General features: G+C 57.2%; 11 protein-coding genes and 1 other annotated feature. Of the genes, 6 read left to right on the forward strand and 5 right to left on the reverse strand.

The genetic code is table 11. The features are described 5' to 3' along the window. Positions 1–42 precede the first annotated feature (42 nt). Together ABE504_RS27465 and ABE504_RS27470 are read right to left on the reverse strand one after the other, a co-directional pair. Positions 43–2,148, reverse strand: a complete 2,106-nt coding sequence (locus ABE504_RS27465) for a multicopper oxidase family protein (protein WP_430095016.1) — start codon at positions 2,146–2,148, stop codon at positions 43–45. A gap of 20 nt (positions 2,149–2,168) precedes the next feature. Further along, a complete protein-coding gene (locus tag ABE504_RS27470) occupies positions 2,169–4,268 on the reverse strand; it encodes a multicopper oxidase domain-containing protein (RefSeq protein WP_430095017.1) in 2,100 nt (699 codons plus the stop codon). 330 nt (positions 4,269–4,598) lie between these two features. Here ABE504_RS27470 and ABE504_RS27475 point away from each other — a divergent pair, with 330 nt between their 5' ends. Beyond that, entirely contained in the window at positions 4,599–4,799 is a 201-nt protein-coding gene (locus ABE504_RS27475; protein WP_126140957.1) for a cold-shock protein, read from the forward strand. A 479-nt stretch (positions 4,800–5,278) separates the two neighbouring features. On the opposite strand, the gene ileS is transcribed toward ABE504_RS27475, so the two are convergent. Next, entirely contained in the window at positions 5,279–8,359 is a 3,081-nt protein-coding gene (ileS, locus tag ABE504_RS27480) for an isoleucine--tRNA ligase (RefSeq protein ID WP_430095019.1), read from the reverse strand. Positions 8,360–8,408: 49 nt separating this feature from the next. Then, positions 8,409–8,666 (reverse strand) — a binding site (T-box leader). 146 nt (positions 8,667–8,812) lie between these two features. Between ileS and ABE504_RS27485 the strand changes: the two genes are divergently transcribed. Continuing rightward, positions 8,813–10,237 carry a M23 family metallopeptidase gene (locus tag ABE504_RS27485; RefSeq protein WP_430095021.1) on the forward strand — a complete coding sequence of 475 codons (1,425 nt, stop codon included), beginning with the start codon at positions 8,813–8,815 and terminating at the stop codon, positions 10,235–10,237. 1 nt (position 10,238) lies between these two features. Continuing rightward, the gene (locus ABE504_RS27490; RefSeq protein WP_430095094.1) at positions 10,239–12,614 is read left to right on the forward strand and encodes an ATP-dependent DNA helicase; all 2,376 of its coding nucleotides are present in this window, start codon (positions 10,239–10,241) and stop codon (positions 12,612–12,614) included. A 647-nt stretch (positions 12,615–13,261) separates the two neighbouring features. Here ABE504_RS27490 and ABE504_RS27495 read toward each other — a convergent pair. Beyond that, positions 13,262–14,425: an iron-containing alcohol dehydrogenase gene (locus ABE504_RS27495; RefSeq protein ID WP_430095023.1), complete on the reverse strand. Its 1,164-nt coding sequence runs from the start codon at positions 14,423–14,425 to the stop codon at positions 13,262–13,264. 119 nt (positions 14,426–14,544) lie between these two features. Here ABE504_RS27495 and ABE504_RS27500 point away from each other — a divergent pair, with 119 nt between their 5' ends. Both ABE504_RS27500 and ABE504_RS27505 read left to right on the forward strand, forming a co-directional pair. Further along, positions 14,545–14,943, forward strand: coding sequence for a VOC family protein (locus ABE504_RS27500; protein ID WP_430095025.1), 399 nt, complete (start codon positions 14,545–14,547; stop codon positions 14,941–14,943). A 197-nt stretch (positions 14,944–15,140) separates the two neighbouring features. Next, entirely contained in the window at positions 15,141–16,937 is a 1,797-nt protein-coding gene (locus ABE504_RS27505) for an ABC transporter ATP-binding protein (protein WP_430095027.1), read from the forward strand. 50 nt (positions 16,938–16,987) lie between these two features. On the opposite strand, the gene ABE504_RS27510 is transcribed toward ABE504_RS27505, so the two are convergent. Then, a complete protein-coding gene (locus ABE504_RS27510; RefSeq protein WP_430095029.1) occupies positions 16,988–17,203 on the reverse strand; it encodes a hypothetical protein in 216 nt (71 codons plus the stop codon). Between the two features lie 226 nt (positions 17,204–17,429). On the opposite strand from ABE504_RS27510, the gene ABE504_RS27515 reads away from it, so the two are divergent. After that, positions 17,430–18,407 (forward strand): Gfo/Idh/MocA family protein, encoded by a 978-nt coding sequence (locus ABE504_RS27515; protein ID WP_430095031.1) that lies wholly within the window; start codon positions 17,430–17,432, stop codon positions 18,405–18,407. Positions 18,408–18,471 lie beyond the last annotated feature (64 nt).

Genomic DNA, 18,471 nt, shown 5'->3' on the forward strand with positions numbered 1-18,471 from the left:
AACCTGACATGCCCTCCCCCTTTTTTGAAAATGAAGCTCTTTTCATTCCGGATGATTGCCGGTTGCGCTGCCCATGACGTACGGCGTTGTGACGCCCTCATACATCAGGTGCATGCTCATTCCCACGGATGCATGCTGCAAGTTGTGGCAGTGATCCATCCACAGACCGGGATTGTCCGCGAGGAAGGCGACCTCGTACACATCGCCCGGCGCCACATTCAGCGTATCTACCCACCAGGGGCTGCCTGTCGACGGCTGACCGTTCCGGCTCAACACCAGCATGTGATGACCGTGCAAATGCATGGGATGATTCGCCGTGCTGTGGTTGACGAACGTCGTTTTCACCACATCTCCCTCCCGCACCATCAACATGGGCGTATCCGGAAACAGCTTGCCGTTAATCGTCATCGAGAACGCGAATTTCCCGTTATAGAAGCCCAATCGTTTATCTAATATCAGCGTAAACTGCCGATCGTAGCTGCCGGTTAACTTGGCAACCGCCGCCGGATCCGGGCGCCCGTAAGCTAACGGATCAAAGACCGGGAGCTTTTTCAGCGACGGCTTCACCGCCGTCTCGTCACGCCCGCTCGTGGAGAAAACGAGCGCAGTACGCGTGCCCTCCTTGGGCTCGTGCCGCGAACGCGGAAGCAGTTGAACCGCCTGCTCCGGCATCGTAAACGTCACATCGTACCGCCCGCCGGTGGCCACTTGCAGCTCCTGATCGCGAAGTTCTGTCGGCTCTTTCAAGTCCGTACCATCGATAGCGCTGACCCGAAACGGCGTCCCTTGCAGCTGAAAAGCGATCGGATCGTTATCGGTATTAATCAGCCTCAGCCTGACCGGCGTACCGGGCGCCGCTTCTTGTATGCGGATGCCGTCCGAAGTGCCAAACGACACGGCGTTATCCGTCCCCTGCCAGGTATGCGCGACAATCGGTATATCCAGCACGGTAGGCCCGATCGCCTCTGTTCCTGCCGGCTTCGGGTCGACAATAAGCGCCCCGAACAGCCCTTTCCCTTCTCCGATGTACGATTCTTGATGCGAGTGGTACCAATACGTGCCGGCATCGGCCGCAACGAAGCGGTACACGTGGGTCTGTCCTAGCATGACGGCATTTTGCGTGACACCGGCGACGCCGTCCTCGGCATTCGGTACATCTAGCCCGTGCCAATGCAAGGTAACGCCATCGGTGATATCCGAATTGATCAGTGTCACTTCGATCAAGTCCCCCTGCTGCACCCGCAGCTCGGGGCCGGGCAGCTGCCCGTTGAACGTCCAGGCCTCCACCTGCGCGCCGGAGCTGAGCGAGACCGTCTGCCGCTTCGCCGTCAGCGTAAAGCGCTTGTCCGGCTCGCCCTGCCGAGGCCCGTTCAGCGAGGCCACACTGATCCCGCCCATCGCATCGTGGGCGTGCCCGCCCGCCGGCGCTGCGCCGCCGGTGTCCATCACGCCTGCCGCCATCGACAGCGTCGGCGGCAGCACACTCATCTGGCTGGCTGCGCTCAGCCAGAGCCACAGCGCGGCCGCCACCGCCACGAGGCTGGCGGCCGCGCGCAGGAGCCGCAGCCCGAGGCGGGGCTTCGCCCACGCCGGGCTGCGCAGCTTCGCGGTTCGGCGCTGCAGCCGAACCGCCTGCAGGGCGGTGCCCGCCGTGACGAGCAACGGCGGCACCGCGATCATCTTCACGGGTAAGGGCACCGCCGTGAAGAAGGTGTAAACCAAAACGGCCACCGCGCCCAGCATGGCCGCCTGCACCGGCAGCACCAGCGCGATCCGCGCGGTGCCGGCTCTTTCGTCCGCAGCGAGCGGCCTGCGCTGCGCACGCGATCGCCGCGCCAAGCGCAGCAGGCGCGGCAGCGACACGCCTAGCGCCGCGAGCGTCGGCGCGCCGAACAGCCCCAGCTCCAGCGCGAGCTTGAGCTGCATGGCGGGCCAGCCGACCGGCCAGACGGCGGCGATGAGCACGGCCTTGGCGATGGCAAGGGCCGCGCCAAGGCACAGCAGAAGAACGACGCCGATCGCTCGGCGTCGCAAATGAACCGTCGACGCGCTGTACGGCAGCCGACTGCTCCAGTAGGCGGCGGCGGACCACAGGACGACGAGTCCCAGGGCGGTAAAGCCCGCCGCGCCGAAAATATTTTCAACCATGCAAAGTCCCCCTCAGTCAGCTACTCCGGATGGTTATTCGTTGCGCTGCCCACCGAGTAAGGCGTCGTAATCCCCTCGTACATGAGGTGCATCGACATGCCTGCTGCGGCATGGGTCAGGTTGTGGCAGTGGTCCATCCATAGCCCCGGGTTGTTTGCGACAAAAGCGATTTCATACGTATCGCCAGGCTGGACATCGAGGGTATCGGACCACCACGGGCTGCCCGTGGAAGGTTTACCGTTGCGGGACAGCACGAGCACGTGATGACCGTGCAGATGCATCGGATGCTCGACATTGCCGCGATTCGAGATCGTCGTTTTGACGAGATCGCCCTCTTTGACCATGAACATTGGCGCATTCGGGAATACTTCCCCGTTCAGCGTATACAAGAAATTGAAGGTGCGATTATAAAAGCCCAATTTGTTATCCAGCACGAGGTTGAATTCCCGATCAAACTTGCTGTTCGCATCGAATGGCGTAGCCGCAGGTCTGCCGTAGTTCAGCATATCAAAAGCGACCGTTTGCGGGATGGCCGGCACTTCGGCTTGATCGCTAGCGGAGAGCAGCAGGCCGATTTTATTGTTGTTGCCAACAGCTAGATATACGGGATGATCCGGCATTGTAAACGTTAAGTCGTAACGTCCGCCCGTAGTCACCACGACATGCGTATTGGTCAGCAAATCGGGCTTATTCAGCTCCGTGCCGTCAATCGCCGCAACTTGAAAAGGCGCACCTACCAGGGTATACGTCTGATCTACCCAGTCATCCGTATTGATCAGGCGCAGACGGACTGGGGTGCCAGGCTCGACTTTTTCGTGGATGAGCTGATCGGACGCGCCGATGGCAAACGTGTTCTTCCACAGGTGCGTCAGCACGGTGATGTCTTTGACCGCCTGTGCCGGCACTTCCTTCGGCTCGACGATCAGCGTGCCGAACAGCCCTTTGCTGACGGCTTCCTGGGAATCCTGATGCGAGTGATACCAGAACGTGCCTACCTGCTCGGCGCGAAAACGATACGTATACGTCTCGCCGGGCATGACCGCGTTCTGCGTGGCGCCTGCGACGCCGTCTTCCGCGTTGGGGACGTCCAGCCCGTGCCAGTGCGCGGTGACGCCCTCTTCAATATCTTGATTGGTCAGCGTCACTTCGACCAGATCCCCTTCGCGGACGCGCAGTTCAGGGCCTGGAATCTGCCCGTTAAACGTCCAGGCGTCGACGGTTTTGCCGGAGCTGAGGGTAACGGTTTTCTTTTGCGCAACGAGGGTAAAATGCTTGTCGGCCACGCCGTCCTGCGGGCCTTTGAGGTCCGCTACGGACACCATGCCCGGCGCCATGGCGGCGGTACTTCCGCTGTGTTGGTGCAGGCTCGCGTCAGACGGCGTCTGACCGCCGTAATCGGCAGCTCCGCTGGCCATATCGATCTGCGGCGGCAGCTCGCTCGCCTTGAGTGCGAAGTTGATGCCCAGGATGATCAAGCCCGCCGCGACGGCTAACACGCCAAACATGGTACTGACGCGTTTCCAGATGTTCGGCGCCGTATACGTCTCCAAGCCGATCGTTTGCTGATAGCGGAACTGGTGACGTCCCCACAGCACCGCAGTGAGTAGCAGCAGAACGCCCAGCGGAATCGCGACATCCAACCATTTGAACGGCACCGGCGGCACCAGGGAAAAATAAAACGCGGTCAGCGCCCCAAGCGCGGCCAGCTGGTATGGAACGATCAGACCAGGCTGCGCCGCACGCCCGAAAATCGCCGGTTCCAGGGTCATCTGCTCCTCGGCGATCGCCTTTTTCAGTAAGGAGCGAAGCTTCATCACTTTCGGTACAGAGACGAACCAGATCAGGATGACCGGCAGCGCGACGAGCGGCGTTTCTACATAAAGCCGATCCTGCCAAAAGGCTGTGTCCATCGTGCGCTGCAAGTAAACCGCACCGGCCGTAATGGCGGCGGCGAGAAGCGCCGGGAACCAGGCCCAGAACAGCAGCTTGCGCGTTTTCCTGTTCATTTGCTCAAGACTGCCGCTGTACAGCAGCCGGCCGGCTTTGACGCCGCCGATCCAGGTGAAAATCACATAAAATAAACAAATGGATAACATACTTTGACTGATGATTAAATACACATGAAGCCCTCCTACGTTCTCTATAAGGGTAGTATAGATTTTGTGCCCCTTTGCGAGTAACCGTCCGGAGACTAAACCGTACCTAGACCAAAGTAGGGGATACGCTCCAACCCCTGCTATTCCGCAGATGGAAGCGCAAACAAGAAAACACTGGAAATCGTTTGCGTTTTCAAAATGGCTGTGATATGATGAATCCAATCGACAAAAAGAACCTGAATTCATACATTGTAAAGGGTTTTCATTTTTGTTTGTGAACCTTATCCAATGTGTGAATTTTTTCTCTTTGCAGAATAAAAAAACATGTTAATAATTTGTTGGAGGTATTTCCCCATGGCAGTAGGAACAGTAAAATGGTTTAACGCAGAAAAAGGTTTTGGTTTCATCGAAGTTGAAGGTGGCAACGATGTATTCGTTCACTTCTCCGCTATTCAAGGCGAAGGCTTCAAAACACTTGACGAAGGTCAACAAGTTGAGTTCAACGTTGTTCAAGGCAACCGCGGACCACAAGCTGAGAACGTTGTAAAACTGTAATTTCAGCGAATTAGAGGGTATCCCGCCAGTCATGCAAATGGCTGAGGGGATACCCTTTTTTGATTTACCAGGTCCGGGTTTGTCGAGCGGCCCCCCCATGATGGTACGCTCGGAAGAGAATGGATGTAGGCGGGGCGGCGAGTGATTGTAAACGGTTGCCACAGCGCTTATTCTGCCGTAAAGAAGTCATTCCAGCACGTAACGGTTGCAGCAGCGGCTATTTATGTGATTTTGACAAGATTTCACTGGATTTATGGCAAATAGGCGCTATGGCAACCGTTAGATCTTTAAAAGGGGCCATTATAGTCAACTAGGCGCTAGGATAACCGTTAGATATGTTTACGAGGTCTATATTAGACTATGGATGACTCGAAAATGGGACGTTGCTATAGGAATAAAAAACTGGAAGCAGTCCCTAGTTTGAAAAATACAATCGGAACTCCTTAACAAGCAAGGAGTCCGACCGGCCGAGATCCAGCTTATTCAATACATATCCCAGAGGTCTTACCCTCGATCTCCACTGTCTCCATGCCGTCCCGGCTGCCGAAAGCGAGACTCGCCAACAGCACATGCTCCTGCAAAACATGCTCAAAGCACGTGATAGCCTCTTTCAACTCATCATCGACGTCCAGGACGAGGTTCACACGCTGCTCAATCGGCAGATCGAGCTTCTTGCGATAGTCTTGCACCGCGCGGATCACTTCGCGGACAAGCCCCTCTTTTTGCAAATCGTCCGTTATTGTCGTGTTCAAAGCTACACTTAGCCCATACCCGGAAGCCGATGCGAACCCGGCTCTGGCTTGCTTGTCGACCAGCAGCTCATCCAGTGTGACCTGAAGCGTTTCGCCTTCAAGCTGAAGCTCCAGATAGCCGTTAGTGACAATGTCGCGGGCTTCTTGCGCGGTAAGCTCTTTCAGAACATTTTGCAGTGGGCCGACGAATTTGCCGTATTTCTTCCCGGCAGTCTTCAAGTTCAGCTTCAATTTAAAATCCACAAACCCGCTATCCTGCCGCTCCATCCGGATCATCTTCACATTGATCTCTTCCGCAATCATTCCCTCGAATTTGGCCAAGTGAACATCGCCGCTTCCCACCACGATCAGTTCTAGCAATGGCTGCCGCGTTTTGATGCCGGTTTCGTTACGGACGCTGCGTGCCAGCTCGACAATCCGCTTCACGGTTTCCATATCCGCTTCCAGCGCTGGGTCGATGAGGTCCTCCCTCACCTGAGGGAAATCAGCCAGATGCACACTTTGCGTACCGCCGAGATTCCCGTAAATGTCATCTGAAAGGAACGGCGTATACGGCGCCATCATTTGGGCGATCGTCTGCAGGGCTTCTTCCAGCGTTTGATAGGCGGCGATTTTGTCTTCCGTCATGCCGCTTCCCCAGAAGCGATCGCGCGATCGACGGACATACCAGTTGCTGAGATCGTCCACAAGTACTTCGATTTCTTTCGCAGGATTGAGGAAGTCGTAGCCTTCCAGCCCTTTCGTCACACGCTGCAGCGTGCTGTGTACCCGCGACAGCATCCAGCGATCCAATTCGTTGGGGGAAGTCTTTTTCGGATAGGCAACACCATCATAATTGTCGATCGTCGCGTAGAGCGCGTAGAATGAATGGACGTTGACTAGCGTGTCGATGACCTTCGATTTGGCTTCGGACACGATGCCCTTTGAAAACTTCTTGCTGCTCCATGGGGCGCTGTCGGAGAGCAATGCCCAGCGAAAAGCGTCCGTTCCGTAAGCCTCAATGATTTCCCAAGGATCGATGACATTGCCTTTGCTTTTGGACATTTTTTGCCCGCTCTCGTCCAGCACATGCCCCGTTGAAATCACCCCTTTATACGGCGCTTGCCCGTTATAAAGCGTGGAGACGGCTAGCAGACTGAAGAACCAGCCTCTCGTCTGATCAATGCCCTCGCAGATGAGATCAGCCGGATACTGCTCATGGAACAGCTGCTCATTGCCGAACGGATGGTGATACTGGGCAAAAGGCATCGAGCCGCTGTCAAACCACACGTCAATCACCTCTGGCGTTCGTGACATGACGCCTCCACAGGTGCATCGCAGCTTCACGTCATCGACGTAAGGCTTGTGCAGCTCCAGATGCTCGTCAAGCGGCTGAACGGACCTGGCCCGCAGATCCTTCATGCTGCCAGGCGCGTGCTCCACCCCGCAATCCTCGCAAACCCACAGATTGAGCGGCGTGCCCCAGTAGCGGTTGCGGCTGATATTCCAATCAACAAGATCTTCCAGAAATTTTCCAAAACGACCTTCCTGAAGATGAGCGGGATGCCAGTTGATTTTCTGATTATTGGCGATGAGCTGGTCTTTGACCGCAGTGGTCTTGATAAACCAGCTCTCCGTCGCGTAGTACAACAGCGGAGATTTGCAGCGCCAACAGAACGGATAGCTGTGCTCATAGCGTTCTTTGGCAAATAATAACCCCCGGTCGGCCAAACTGCGGACGATGTCAACGTCGCAGTCTTTGACGAAGCGCCCGGCAAAATCAACGATCTGGTCATTGTACCGTCCGTCCAACTTGACGACGTTCACGAAATCAAGCCCATGCTGCTTGACGGTCCGGTAGTCGTCCTCGCCGTGCGCCGGCGCCAGGTGGACGATGCCGGTTCCGCTCGCGTCGCTGACATAGTCGGCGTCGACGACGACGTGTCCTTTGCCGAGCTGCAAATAGCCGAACGGGGGTTCATACGAGAGGCCGACCAGCTCCGAGCCTTGGTGCCTGGATAAGACTTCGTAGTCATCTTTCATCACTTTGGCGGCAAGCTTTTCAGCGACAATGTAGACCTCGCCGCCACGTCTCACTTTGACGTAAGTCACGTCCTTGTTGACCGCTAAAGCCACATTGGCCGGAAGTGTCCAAGGCGTCGTCGTCCAAGCCAGTAAAAATTCCCCGCCCCGCTTGCTTCGAAATTTGACCGTCGCGCTTAAATCTTTGACATCTTCATACCCTTGCGCAACTTCATGCGAGCTGAGCGTCGTTTGGCAGTCCGGGCAATAGGGGCTTACCCGGTGGCCTTTGTACAACAGCCCTTTGCCATGAATCACGGATAAAATATGCCACACACTCTCGATATACCCGTTCGTTAAGGTGATGTACGGATCGTCCATGTCTGTCCAATAGGCGATGGCTTCGGTGAGCTCCCGCCACTGCTTCTCATACTCGAAAACACTGCTTTTGCACTTCTCCACGAATTCCGCAATCCCGTATTTCTCAATTTCAGGCTTGCCGGAGATGCCAAGCTGCTTCTCGACGCCGAGTTCAACGGGCAGCCCGTGGGTGTCCCAGCCGGCTTTTCGCACGACCCGATAGCCGGACATCGTTTTATAGCGGCCGATAAAATCTTTGATGACGCGGCCGAGCACATGCCCAATGTGCGGTTTTCCGTTAGCGGTCGGCGGGCCCTCATAAAAGACGAAATTCGGCTTCCCCTCCCGGTTTCGGATGGATTTCGGGAAGGTCTCCTCTTGCTTCCACTGGGCGAGAATGCGCAGTTCACGGGCTCTTGCTTTCTCTTTTACATCAACTTTTTTCATGGAGATTCATCCCTTTCTTTTTTATGAAAAAACAAAAAAATCCCGCCCCGTAAGGGACGAGATTGAACTCGCGATACCACCCTTGTTCCGTCGTGATCGTAATCATTACAATCCTCCGGCAACTCCACTACGTACTATCATACGCGTCCTTGGTAACGGCAGGATTCCGGGTCGGCTTACTTCGTATGCTTCAGCCTTCCTTCTCGGAGAGGATTTTCGGTTAACGCTTGAACATTGGCTTTCAGCTCTAGGCCAACTCTCTGGGGATCAAGGGGGCTAACGTACTCTTTCTCGTCAACGAATTTGAAATGGGTATTGAATTATATTTATTTATACGCCAGAGGGGAGGGAATGTCAACTGTCATTCGTGCAGCGGGCAAGACATCGTGCCCAATTTTCTGGTACAATAAAAAGAACATATGATCGAATCTTGATGACGGGAGAGGGACATCCGTGAAAAATAAAATGGCCTCCAAACTCGCGCTCGCCGGCATTGCCGTTCTTGCTGCCGCTGCTGTCGTGGTCTTCGGCTTATCGCCGTGGGACAAGGCGACTTCGGTGCCGTCGCCCGCCGTGGCGACGCCGGCGCCAACCCCGCCGCCGCGCGAGGCGCTGGCGTTTCGCATGCAGGACTGGGAACGCGGCTGGGTGAAATACGCCGACGGCCTGGTGCAAACCAAGGACGGCGGCGCCACGTGGACAGAGGTGCCGGCAGAGGAGGCCGCGCTCGTGGAAGCGGGCGGCGCCGAGGCAGCCCCTGCGGCAGGCGCGCAGGGGGCGGAGATTGCGCCGGCTGCGATCCCGGCGCTGCTCAGTCTCGAGACCGGCGCGGAGCCGACCTCACTCACGCTGCCGCAGCCGCCGACGGCGCTGCTGCGCGGGACGGAACTGCCGGTGAAACAGGCGCAGTTCCTGACCCCGCAGATCGGCTGGGCGATGCCGCCGAGCGTGAAGGTGAATGACCGTCCGCTGCTCGTGACGGTCGATGGGGGGGCGTCATGGAGCGATACCATGACGGAGGACGTAAAGGCGGCGATCCTCGGCGCCAAGACGCACCTGCTCCAGCTGCAAGCGGAAGCGGGCGTCTATGCGTCGGAGCAAGGCGCCAAGGCGGTGATGAGCGCGGATTGGAAGCTCATCCCGGACAAGGCCGCACCGGGCGACGCGGTGCTGGTGCGACATAAGGAGCCCGGCACGGTGACGTGGCAGGGCAAGACGTATACGCTGCAGCCGTACGGAGCCGGCTACTTCACGTATTTGCCGATCGGCATGAGCGCGAAGCCGGGCACGTATCCGATCGGCGACCAGACGTTGACCGTCGTCGCCAAGAAGTTTGAGACGCAGTACTTGCAGGTCACGCAGGAAATGGAAAGCATGAAGCAGGATACGGCGCGGATCAACGCGGATCAGAAGCTGATTGACGAGGCGCGGAGTAAATCGGAGCCGACGTTTCTTTTTCAGGGGCCGTTTGTGAAGCCCATTGAGGGGATTCTGACGACGCCGTACGGCTACACCCGCTATGTGAACGGCAAATTCGACAGCTCGCACATGGCGCTGGACTTGGCTGCGAAGCAGGGGACGCCGATCAAGGCGACGAACGATGGCATTGTCGTGCTTGCCGACATGCTGTATTTGACCGGCAATTCCATTTATATCGATCATGGGATGGGGCTTTTTTCGCAGTATGCGCACCTGTCGGAGTTACGGGTGAAAGCCGGCGATCACGTGAAGCAGGGGGATATTATCGGGTTAGTCGGGACGACGGGCTTTTCGACGGGGCCGCATTTGCATTTTACGTTTTGGGCGCATAATGTGCAGGTCAATCCGGACCTGTTTTTCAATACAACGCCGTTCCGGTGGATGAAGGTTGGGAAGTAGCATGACGGTGGCGATTCAAATTTCGGTGCGTTCGCTCGTGGAGTATGTGTTCAGTGCCGGGAGCATTGAGACAGGTTTTCGGAGTGCCAAGGCGCTGACGGATGGGACGAAGGCGCACCAGAAGCTGCAAAAGGAATACGGGCCGGGCGATGAGCATGAGGTCTATGTGTCGGCGGAAATTGAGCATGAGGGGCTGGTTTTCACCGTTGATGGCCGATGTGATGGCCTGCTGCTGGATGAAGACGGTGAGACGCTGATCGTGGATGAGATTAAGTCGACCTCTCTCGGGTTTGATACGATTCCGGAGGACGGCTATCTCGTCCACTGGGCGCAAGCCAAATGCTATGCTTACATGATTGCGAAGGATCGAGGGCTGTCACGGATGGCGATTCGGCTCACCTATTTTCAGGTAGAGTCGGAAGAGGTTCGGCGCATGACAGTTTACGCGGCGGTCGAGGAGCTGGAGAAGTTCGTCTATGACTGCGTGGCGGGTTATTTTCCGTACGCCCAATTGCAGACGGCGAATCGGGAGCAGCGGGACGGGAGCGCGGGGGAGCTTGCTTTTCCGTTCCCGAACTATCGGGAAGGGCAGCGGAAGCTGGCGGGCGCGGTGTACCAGACGATCAAGGAGGGGCACAAGCTGTTCGCCAAAGCGCCGACGGGCATCGGCAAAACGATGTCGACGCTGTTTCCGGCTGTGAAATCATTCGGCGCCGGCGGGGTGCAGCGGATTTTTTATCTAACGGCGAAGACGATTACCCGTACGGCGGCGGAGGAAGCGCTGGCGCTGCTGGAGACGCGGGGGCTGAAGCTCCGCGCGGTGACGCTGACGGCAAAGGAGAAGGTGTGCCTGAAGGACGAGGTGCGCTGCACGCCGGAGTACTGCGAGTTTGCGGACGGCTACTACGACCGGGTGAACGAGGCGGTACTGGATCTGCTAGGGCATGAAACACTGATGACCCGAGAGGTGATTACGGCGTATGCGCGGAAGCATCGGGTGTGCCCGTTTGAGTTCTCGTTGGATGTGGCGTATGCAGCGGACGCGGTCATTTGCGATTATAACTATATTTTTGACCCACGGGTGAATTTGAAACGTTTGTTCGATGAGCATAAAAAGGGGACCGTGCTGCTGGTTGACGAGGCCCACAACCTAATTGACCGCGCGCGGGAAATGTATTCGGCCGAGCTGGTGAAGTCACCCTTTCTTGCGCTGCAGCGGGCGTATAAAGGCGTGCGCCCGGAGCTGGCGGATGCGGCGAAAGGGCTGAACAACTATTTCATCGCTCTGCGTAAGCGGTGCGGAGAGGAAAGCCGGGTCGACGTGGAGCTGCCGACGGACCTGATTGCGCTGCTGGAGGTGTTCCTGGCGGCCGCGGAACAGGAAATGGCGCTCGGCGCCGCGGGGGCGGCGTTGGATGAGGCGGCTGCGGAGAATGCTGCGGCGCTGCGCGAGGCGTTTTTTGCTGCGCACAACTTCGTGCGCATCGCGGGGTTGTACGACGAGCGCTATATGACGCTGTCGTGGGTAGATCGCAGCGAGGTGAGCGTGAAGCTGCTCTGCTTGGACCCGTCCCATCTGCTGGGCGTGATGGGGAAGGGGTACCGGTCGCAGATACTGTTCTCTGCGACACTCTCCCCGCTGTCCTATTACATGGACATGCTGGGGGCGGGCGAGAACGGCTACTCGATCACGGTGCCGTCGCCGTTTAGCCGGGAGCAGCTGGACGTGAAGGTCCAGCCGCTGTCGACCCGCTATCAGGATCGCGAGCGGAGCAGCGGAAAAATTGCACAGACAATCGTGAAGCTGGTCACGGAGCGGGGGGGCAATTATCTTGTTTTTCTACCGTCCTATGCGTATATGAGCGTGGTGTATGAGGCGTTTACGGATGAGCTGATGGCGTGGCAGAACGCGCAAGCGGAGACCGGCAAGCCGGGTGAACAGCCGGAGCTCGACGTCTGGGTGCAGCAGGCGAGAATGTCCGAGGAGGAGCGGGAGCAGTTCCTCGCCGCGTTCCAGGCGGGTTCGGAGAAGACGACGGTGGGCTTTGCCGTCATGGGCGGCATTTTCTCGGAGGGCATCGACCTTGTCGGCGATCGGCTGACCGGTGTCGTCATTGTCGGCGTAGGTATGCCTCAGCTTGGGCCGGAACGGAACTTGATCAAGGACTACATGGACACCGAAGGCAAAAACGGTTTCGACTACGCCTACGTGTATCCCGGCATGAACAAAGTGCTGCAAGCCGGCGGCCGGCTCATCCGCTCCGAAACGGATCACGGCGTGCTGCTGCTGATCGACGACCGGTACGTGCAGCCGCGGTATCGTTCGCTGCTGCCGGAAGAGTGGCGCGATTACGAGCTGCTGCCCGCGCGGGGGTAGCGGGTGGAACAGAGGAACCGGGGGCGGAGGCTTCCGGTCTCGGAATGCGAGTGGTGCCCGGGAGAAGGCAGTTGGCTTTGCATGAGGATGGCGGGCAGAAGGAAGTAGCTAGTTAGGTAATCGAGTGGCAGGCAGGTAGAGCAGCAAGTCTGGTGTAAGGGTGAGCGGTCAGGTTGGAGTAGCTAGTTTAGGGTGAGAGTGGCAGCCTAGAGGAGGTAACTAGTTTTCCATAAGAGTAGCAGGCAGGTAGAGTACGAGTTGGTGTGAGGGGAACGGTCAGGTTGGAGCAGCTAATTAAGGGTAGAGTGGCAGGCTAGAGGAGGTAACTAGTTTTTCGTAAGAGTAGCAGGCAGGTAGAGTAGCTAGTTTGGCAGGACGCAGCAGTTCCTCGAGCTGCGATCTTCCGCCGTAGAAAATGTAAGCGCATGCAACCCCTCTTATTTTTGGCCAAAGCGAGTTTTGCTATCAATTAGAAGGGGCAAACCCCTCTTATTTACTCGGATCGCATGGAAATTGCCCAACCAAGCGTAGGTTAGCAGTGGTTTGCCCCCCTTATTTCGCTCCAATCCGCCGCTGAACGCAGAATAAGAGGGGCGAGCCCCTCTTAAACCTGCCCTCATAGTCGATGCCGTCCGCTGACTGCGATCCTACAGCGACATCTCATAAATTTTTAACACATCGTCCCGCGTCAATTTGCGGAAGTTGCCGAAATCGCCGTAGATCATGGCTTTATCGGCCATGGACTCGAACGTCGCGTTGTCGATGTCGTAGTCCGCCAAACGACCCGGTGCGCCGATGCGGTTGAAGAACGCCCGCAGTGCGGCGATACCTTCCTCTGCGACTTGACGATCACTTTTGCCCGCGGCGTCGATGTCGAACACGCGATGCGCGAACTGCTTGAACCGCGCGACGTTTGCGTCCAGGTTGTGCGTCATCCAGTTCGGGAACAGGATGGCGAGCCCGCCGCCATGCGGAATATCGTGCACCGCGGACACCGCATGCTCTAGGTTGTGGGTTGCCCAGTCGCCGCGCACGCCCATGCTGAGTACGCCGTTCAGCGCCATCGTGCCGCAGTACAGGATGGTGCCGCGGTGCTCGAGGTTCGTCAGATCCTCCAGCAGGCGAGGCGCTGTATCGATCACGGTGCGAAGAATCGTTTCGCAGAAGCCGTCCTGCACCGGAGAGCTCTCGTCATGGTGAAAATATTGCTCAAACACGTGTGACATAATATCTACGATGCCGTACACGGTTTGGTTGGCCGGCAGAGAAACGGTGAACGCCGGATCGAGGATCGAAAATTTCGGGAACGCATGCGGGCTGCCCCAGCCGAGCTTCTCTTTCGTTTCCCAGTTCGTGATGACGGAACCGGAGTTCATTTCCGAGCCAGTCGCCGCGATCGTCAGGATCGTGCCGAGCGGCAACGCGCCGGTTGCAACCGCTTTGCGGCGCACGATGTCCCAGAAGTCGCCGTCATACTTGGCGCCGACGGCAATCGCTTTGGCGCAGTCGATGACGCTGCCGCCGCCGACCGCAAGCACCAAATCGATGCTGTTGCTGCGGCATAGCTCGACCCCGCGGTGCACGGTCGTCAGCCGCGGATTTGGCTCGACACCGGCCAGTTCGGTGATCGTGGCGCCGAGCCCTTTTAACAGCTCAGTCACCTGGGTGTATAGGCCGTTCGCCTTAATGCTGCCGCCGCCGTATACCAGCAAAACATGGTTGCCGTATTTCGGTACCTCGACAGACAGCTTCTGTAATTGATTTTGACCAAAATGCAAGGTAGTTGGATTATGGAACGTAAATGCGTGCATGGGAGTCCTCCTTGAAAATGGTAGGCAGCTATTGAAAGATAGCGCCCTTATTAATTATTGTATAGAAGTGTGCAGCAAAAAACAAAATGTCGCCTTTTGAGCGCGAGAGGATGGGTACGATGGCTAAACTAGCTCCTTACATTTACAGCCACAACGCCAGAGAGCAGGCGGAATTTTATGCTTCTGCACTGGGCGGCGAAATTACGCGCTTGCAGACGTATGCCGAGGTGCCGGGCACCCCGGACGCTATGAAAGACCGCATTATGCATTTGGAGCTGGAGGCGCTGGGCTTAAAAGTGTTTATGGCCGACGCTAAAGTGGCTCCTGCGGATCGTGGGGCTGGCATGGATTTGGCGCTTGTATTCCAGGATGAGGCCGAGGCAGCGCGGATTTACGAGGGGCTGGCGGAGGGCGGCGAAATCATCATGCCGCTCGAGCGGATGTTCTGGGGCACGATGCTAGGCCGACTCAAAGATGCCTACGGCGTCATCTGGCAAATCGCCACAGAGCCCGAATAGAAGTTGGGACCGTCAGGGATGGCGGTTCTTTTTTCATATTTTGTCCACGATTCTCCGTCCCGAGCCCCCTCCTCTTACGCCTGTCGACCGATTCGAAGCTGTTTATATTCCGTTTAAAATAGGGGAGTAAGATGCTCTTATCGGCAAGCCACCCGCGAGGGAGCTGCACAGAGTCGAAGGTGAAGGAGTGGAGATACATGGAGAGAAACGCAGGAAAAAAAGAAAAACCGAAGACCGATTGGCGGGGGTTCTTCCGCTTATTGATGGGAGCAAAGCCGCCTAAGATGCTGCTGGCGATTGCCTTGTCGCTTAGTGTGATTTCAACATTGGTGGGGCTGGTCATCCCGATGTTCACCAAAAACGTCGTCGACAGCTTCTCGCTGTCCTCGCTGAACTGGATGGAGATCGCGGGCATGGCGCTCGCTTTTGTCGGGTCCGCTGTCGCGGCGGGCGTGTCCACGTATTTGCTGAACTACGCTGGGCAAAAAGTCGTCGCAGGCATCCGCGACCGCCTCTGGAAAAAGCTGCTCGTCCTTCCGGTGCGCTACTACGATAACAACCAGACCGGGGATACGATCTCCCGGATGACGAACGACACCGGCATCATCAAAGGGCTGATCGCCGAGCATATGGCCGGTTTTGTCACTGGCCTGATCTCCATTATTGGCTCAATCGTCGTGCTGCTCTATATGGATTGGAAAATGACGCTGATCATGTTCAGCATTTTCCCGATTGCTTTTCTGATCTTGTTCCCGCTGGGGATGCAAATGTATAAAGTGTCCAAAGGCCTCCAGGCCGAGACCGCGGGTTTCACCTCAATTCTGAGCCGTGTGCTGTCGGAGATCCGCTTGGTGAAAGCGGCAGGCGCTGAGCCTGTTGAATATCGCGAGGGCAGCGAGGGCATTCAGAAGCTGTTCAAATTCGGCTTAAAAGAAGGCCGCATCCAGGCACTCATGTCGCCGCTGATCACGTTCGTCATGCTCATGCTGTTTGTTGTGCTGTTCGGCTATGGCGGTGCGCGTGTCGCGTCCGGTGCGATCTCGGCGGGCCAACTGGTAGCCTTCATGCTGTATCTGTTCCAGATCGTGATGCCGATTACGCAGCTTACCCAATTTTTTACGCAAATGCAAAAAGCCATGGGCGCGACCGAGACGATTCTCAAAGTACTGGATCACGAAGAAGAGGATCCGCATGTCGGCCTGCCGGTGACGAATGCTGCACAGCCGCTGCATTTTGATCATGTGACGTATGGCTACAAGGATGAGGAAGCGGTGCTGAAAGACGTCAGCTTTACAATGGATGCAGGCAAGGTCACGGCGATTGTTGGACCAAGCGGAAGCGGGAAAACGACGATGTTCTCCCTGCTGGAGCGATTCTACACCGGTCAAAAGGGTACGATCTCGCTGGGCGCTAACCGAATCGACGACTTCTCTCTCGTCTCCTGGCGCAGCCAGATCGGGTACGTGTCGCAGGAGAGCCCGCTGATCGTGGGGACGATCCGCGACAACATCTGCTACGGCCTCCAGCGGGAAGTGACGCAGGAGCAGCTCGAGCGGGCCGCGGAGATGGCGTACGCGGATATCTTTATCAACGAGCTGCCGGAGAAGTATGACACCGAGGTCGGCGAGCGCGGCATCAAGCTGTCCGGCGGACAGCGGCAGCGGATTGCGATTGCGCGGGCCCTGCTGCGCGATCCGAAGATTCTCATGCTGGACGAAGCGACGTCCAGTCTGGACAGCAAGTCCGAGGTTGTCGTGCAGCAGGCGCTGCAGAACCTCATGCAAGGACGCACGACGCTCGTCATTGCGCATCGTTTGTCCACGGTCGTGGACGCCGACCAGATTGTCTTCCTCGATAAAGGTGTCGTGACCGGCATCGGCACGCACCAGGAGCTGCTGGAATCGCACGAGATGTATCGCGAGTTCGCCACCCAGCAGCTGCAAATTCAAGAGCAGCTGATCGCGGAGCATGCGCCTTCTCCATTGCTTTCCTAAAGTGAAGAAGCCCCGAGGGTTGGGAGGCCCTTGGGGCTTTTGCGTGCTTGCTAAGCTTGCGTCATCCTTCCTGCCTTGCGTGCATCTTCCCATAGCGGGCCGATGTAGGCGTCCAACGACTTCAAAACATGGTCTCTCCGGTTCTCATCGACGTTCACCGTATCATGCAAAATCGCATATCGAACTTGAATGAGGGCAAATAGTGGGGGCAGCTCAGCACTTCGCAGCGCTTTAATCATGCTTTCTTCCTGTGGTGTGATGTCCATCACGTATTCGCTTCCTTTCGAGGGGGATGGACTCATTATAAACACTCACATTAGTGTAAGGGTCAAGCGAAATGATGTGGAGTTCTAAGGGAAAGAGGACCGTGACCAAATTCCCCGGGGGATCGCTCCAACCTGGCGTTTCCATTAATTTCCCCTCCCGACAAAGGAGCACGCCCCGCAGCGTCGAATAGGGAAGATAACGATATTATCAAAGGAGCTGCGGCAAATGGACAAAGTGCGTTGGGGAATTATCGGGTGCGGCGACGTGACCGAGGTAAAAAGCGGGCCTGCCCTGCAAAAGGCAGAGGGCTCGGAGCTTGTGGCTGTCATGCGCCGTAACGGCGCATTGGCGGAGGATTACGCACGCCGGCATGGTGTGCCGAAGTGGTACGATGACGCGGAGGCGCTTATCAGCGATCCCGACGTCAATGCGGTTTACGTGGCGACCCCGCCAGGATTCCACCACGAATACACACTGCTGGCGGCCAAGGCCGGCAAGCCAGTGTATGTGGAGAAGCCGATGGCGCGGAACCATCGGGAGTGCCTCGAAATGATCGCTGCCTGCCAGGCGGCGGGCGTTCCGTTATTCGTCGCCTATTACCGCAGGGGGCTCGAGAAGTTCAATGAAATTAAGCGCCTGCTGGATAGCGGCGCGATCGGCGATGTGCGGTTCGTGCACAGCAGCTACCTGCAGCAGCAGCGAGCCTACGAAGTCGAACCGTGGCGCGTGCAGCCGGAGCTGTCCGGCGGCGGCTTGTTTGTGGATCTGGCGAGCCACACGCTGGATGTGCTCGATTATCTGCTGGGGCCGATCGGCGAGGTGAAGGGCTTTGCCCGCAACCAGGCCGGGAAGGGCCAGGTCGAAGACATTGTGACGACAAGCTACGCGTTTGAGTCCGGCGTCATGGGCATGGGCGTGTGGAGCTTCAGCGCCCATAAGCATGAGGACCGCAACACGATTGTCGGTGATCGCGGCGCGATTATCTTTTCCACGTTCAGCGGAGATCTTCAAGTGGAAGACGCGGAGGGCAATGTGCACAGCTTAAACATTCCGAATCCGCCCCATGTGCAGCAGCCGCTCATTCAGACGGTGGTGGACGAGCTGCGCGGCGTCGGTTCATGCCCGAGCACGGGCGTCAGCGGCGCGCGGACGAATCGCGTGATGGATGAGCTGCTCAGAGATTTTTACCGGTCGCAAGCCTAGGCCGTGTCTGAAAACCCACTCAGGGGCATCTTTCACCGCCTTTTCGCCCCCTGCATCGTCACTT

This window comes from Paenibacillus oryzisoli (assembly GCF_050467285.1).
GTDB lineage: Bacteria > Bacillota > Bacilli > Paenibacillales > NBRC-103111 > Paenibacillus_E > Paenibacillus_E oryzisoli_A.

Excerpts from the sequence above, each read along its gene's own strand:
- ABE504_RS27465 (WP_430095016.1), bottom strand. The coding sequence starts at position 2,148 with ATGGTTGAAAATATTTTCGGCGCGGCGGGCTTTACCGCCCTGGGACTC.
- ABE504_RS27475 (WP_126140957.1), top strand. The coding sequence starts at position 4,599 with ATGGCAGTAGGAACAGTAAAATGGTTTAACGCAGAAAAAGGTTTTGGT.
- ileS (WP_430095019.1), bottom strand. The coding sequence starts at position 8,359 with ATGAAAAAAGTTGATGTAAAAGAGAAAGCAAGAGCCCGTGAACTGCGC.
- ABE504_RS27490 (WP_430095094.1), top strand. The coding sequence starts at position 10,239 with ATGACGGTGGCGATTCAAATTTCGGTGCGTTCGCTCGTGGAGTATGTG.
- ABE504_RS27495 (WP_430095023.1), bottom strand. The coding sequence starts at position 14,425 with ATGCACGCATTTACGTTCCATAATCCAACTACCTTGCATTTTGGTCAA.
- ABE504_RS27500 (WP_430095025.1), top strand. The coding sequence starts at position 14,545 with ATGGCTAAACTAGCTCCTTACATTTACAGCCACAACGCCAGAGAGCAG.
- ABE504_RS27505 (WP_430095027.1), top strand. The coding sequence starts at position 15,141 with ATGGAGAGAAACGCAGGAAAAAAAGAAAAACCGAAGACCGATTGGCGG.
- ABE504_RS27510 (WP_430095029.1), bottom strand. The coding sequence starts at position 17,203 with ATGGACATCACACCACAGGAAGAAAGCATGATTAAAGCGCTGCGAAGT.
- ABE504_RS27515 (WP_430095031.1), top strand. The coding sequence starts at position 17,430 with ATGGACAAAGTGCGTTGGGGAATTATCGGGTGCGGCGACGTGACCGAG.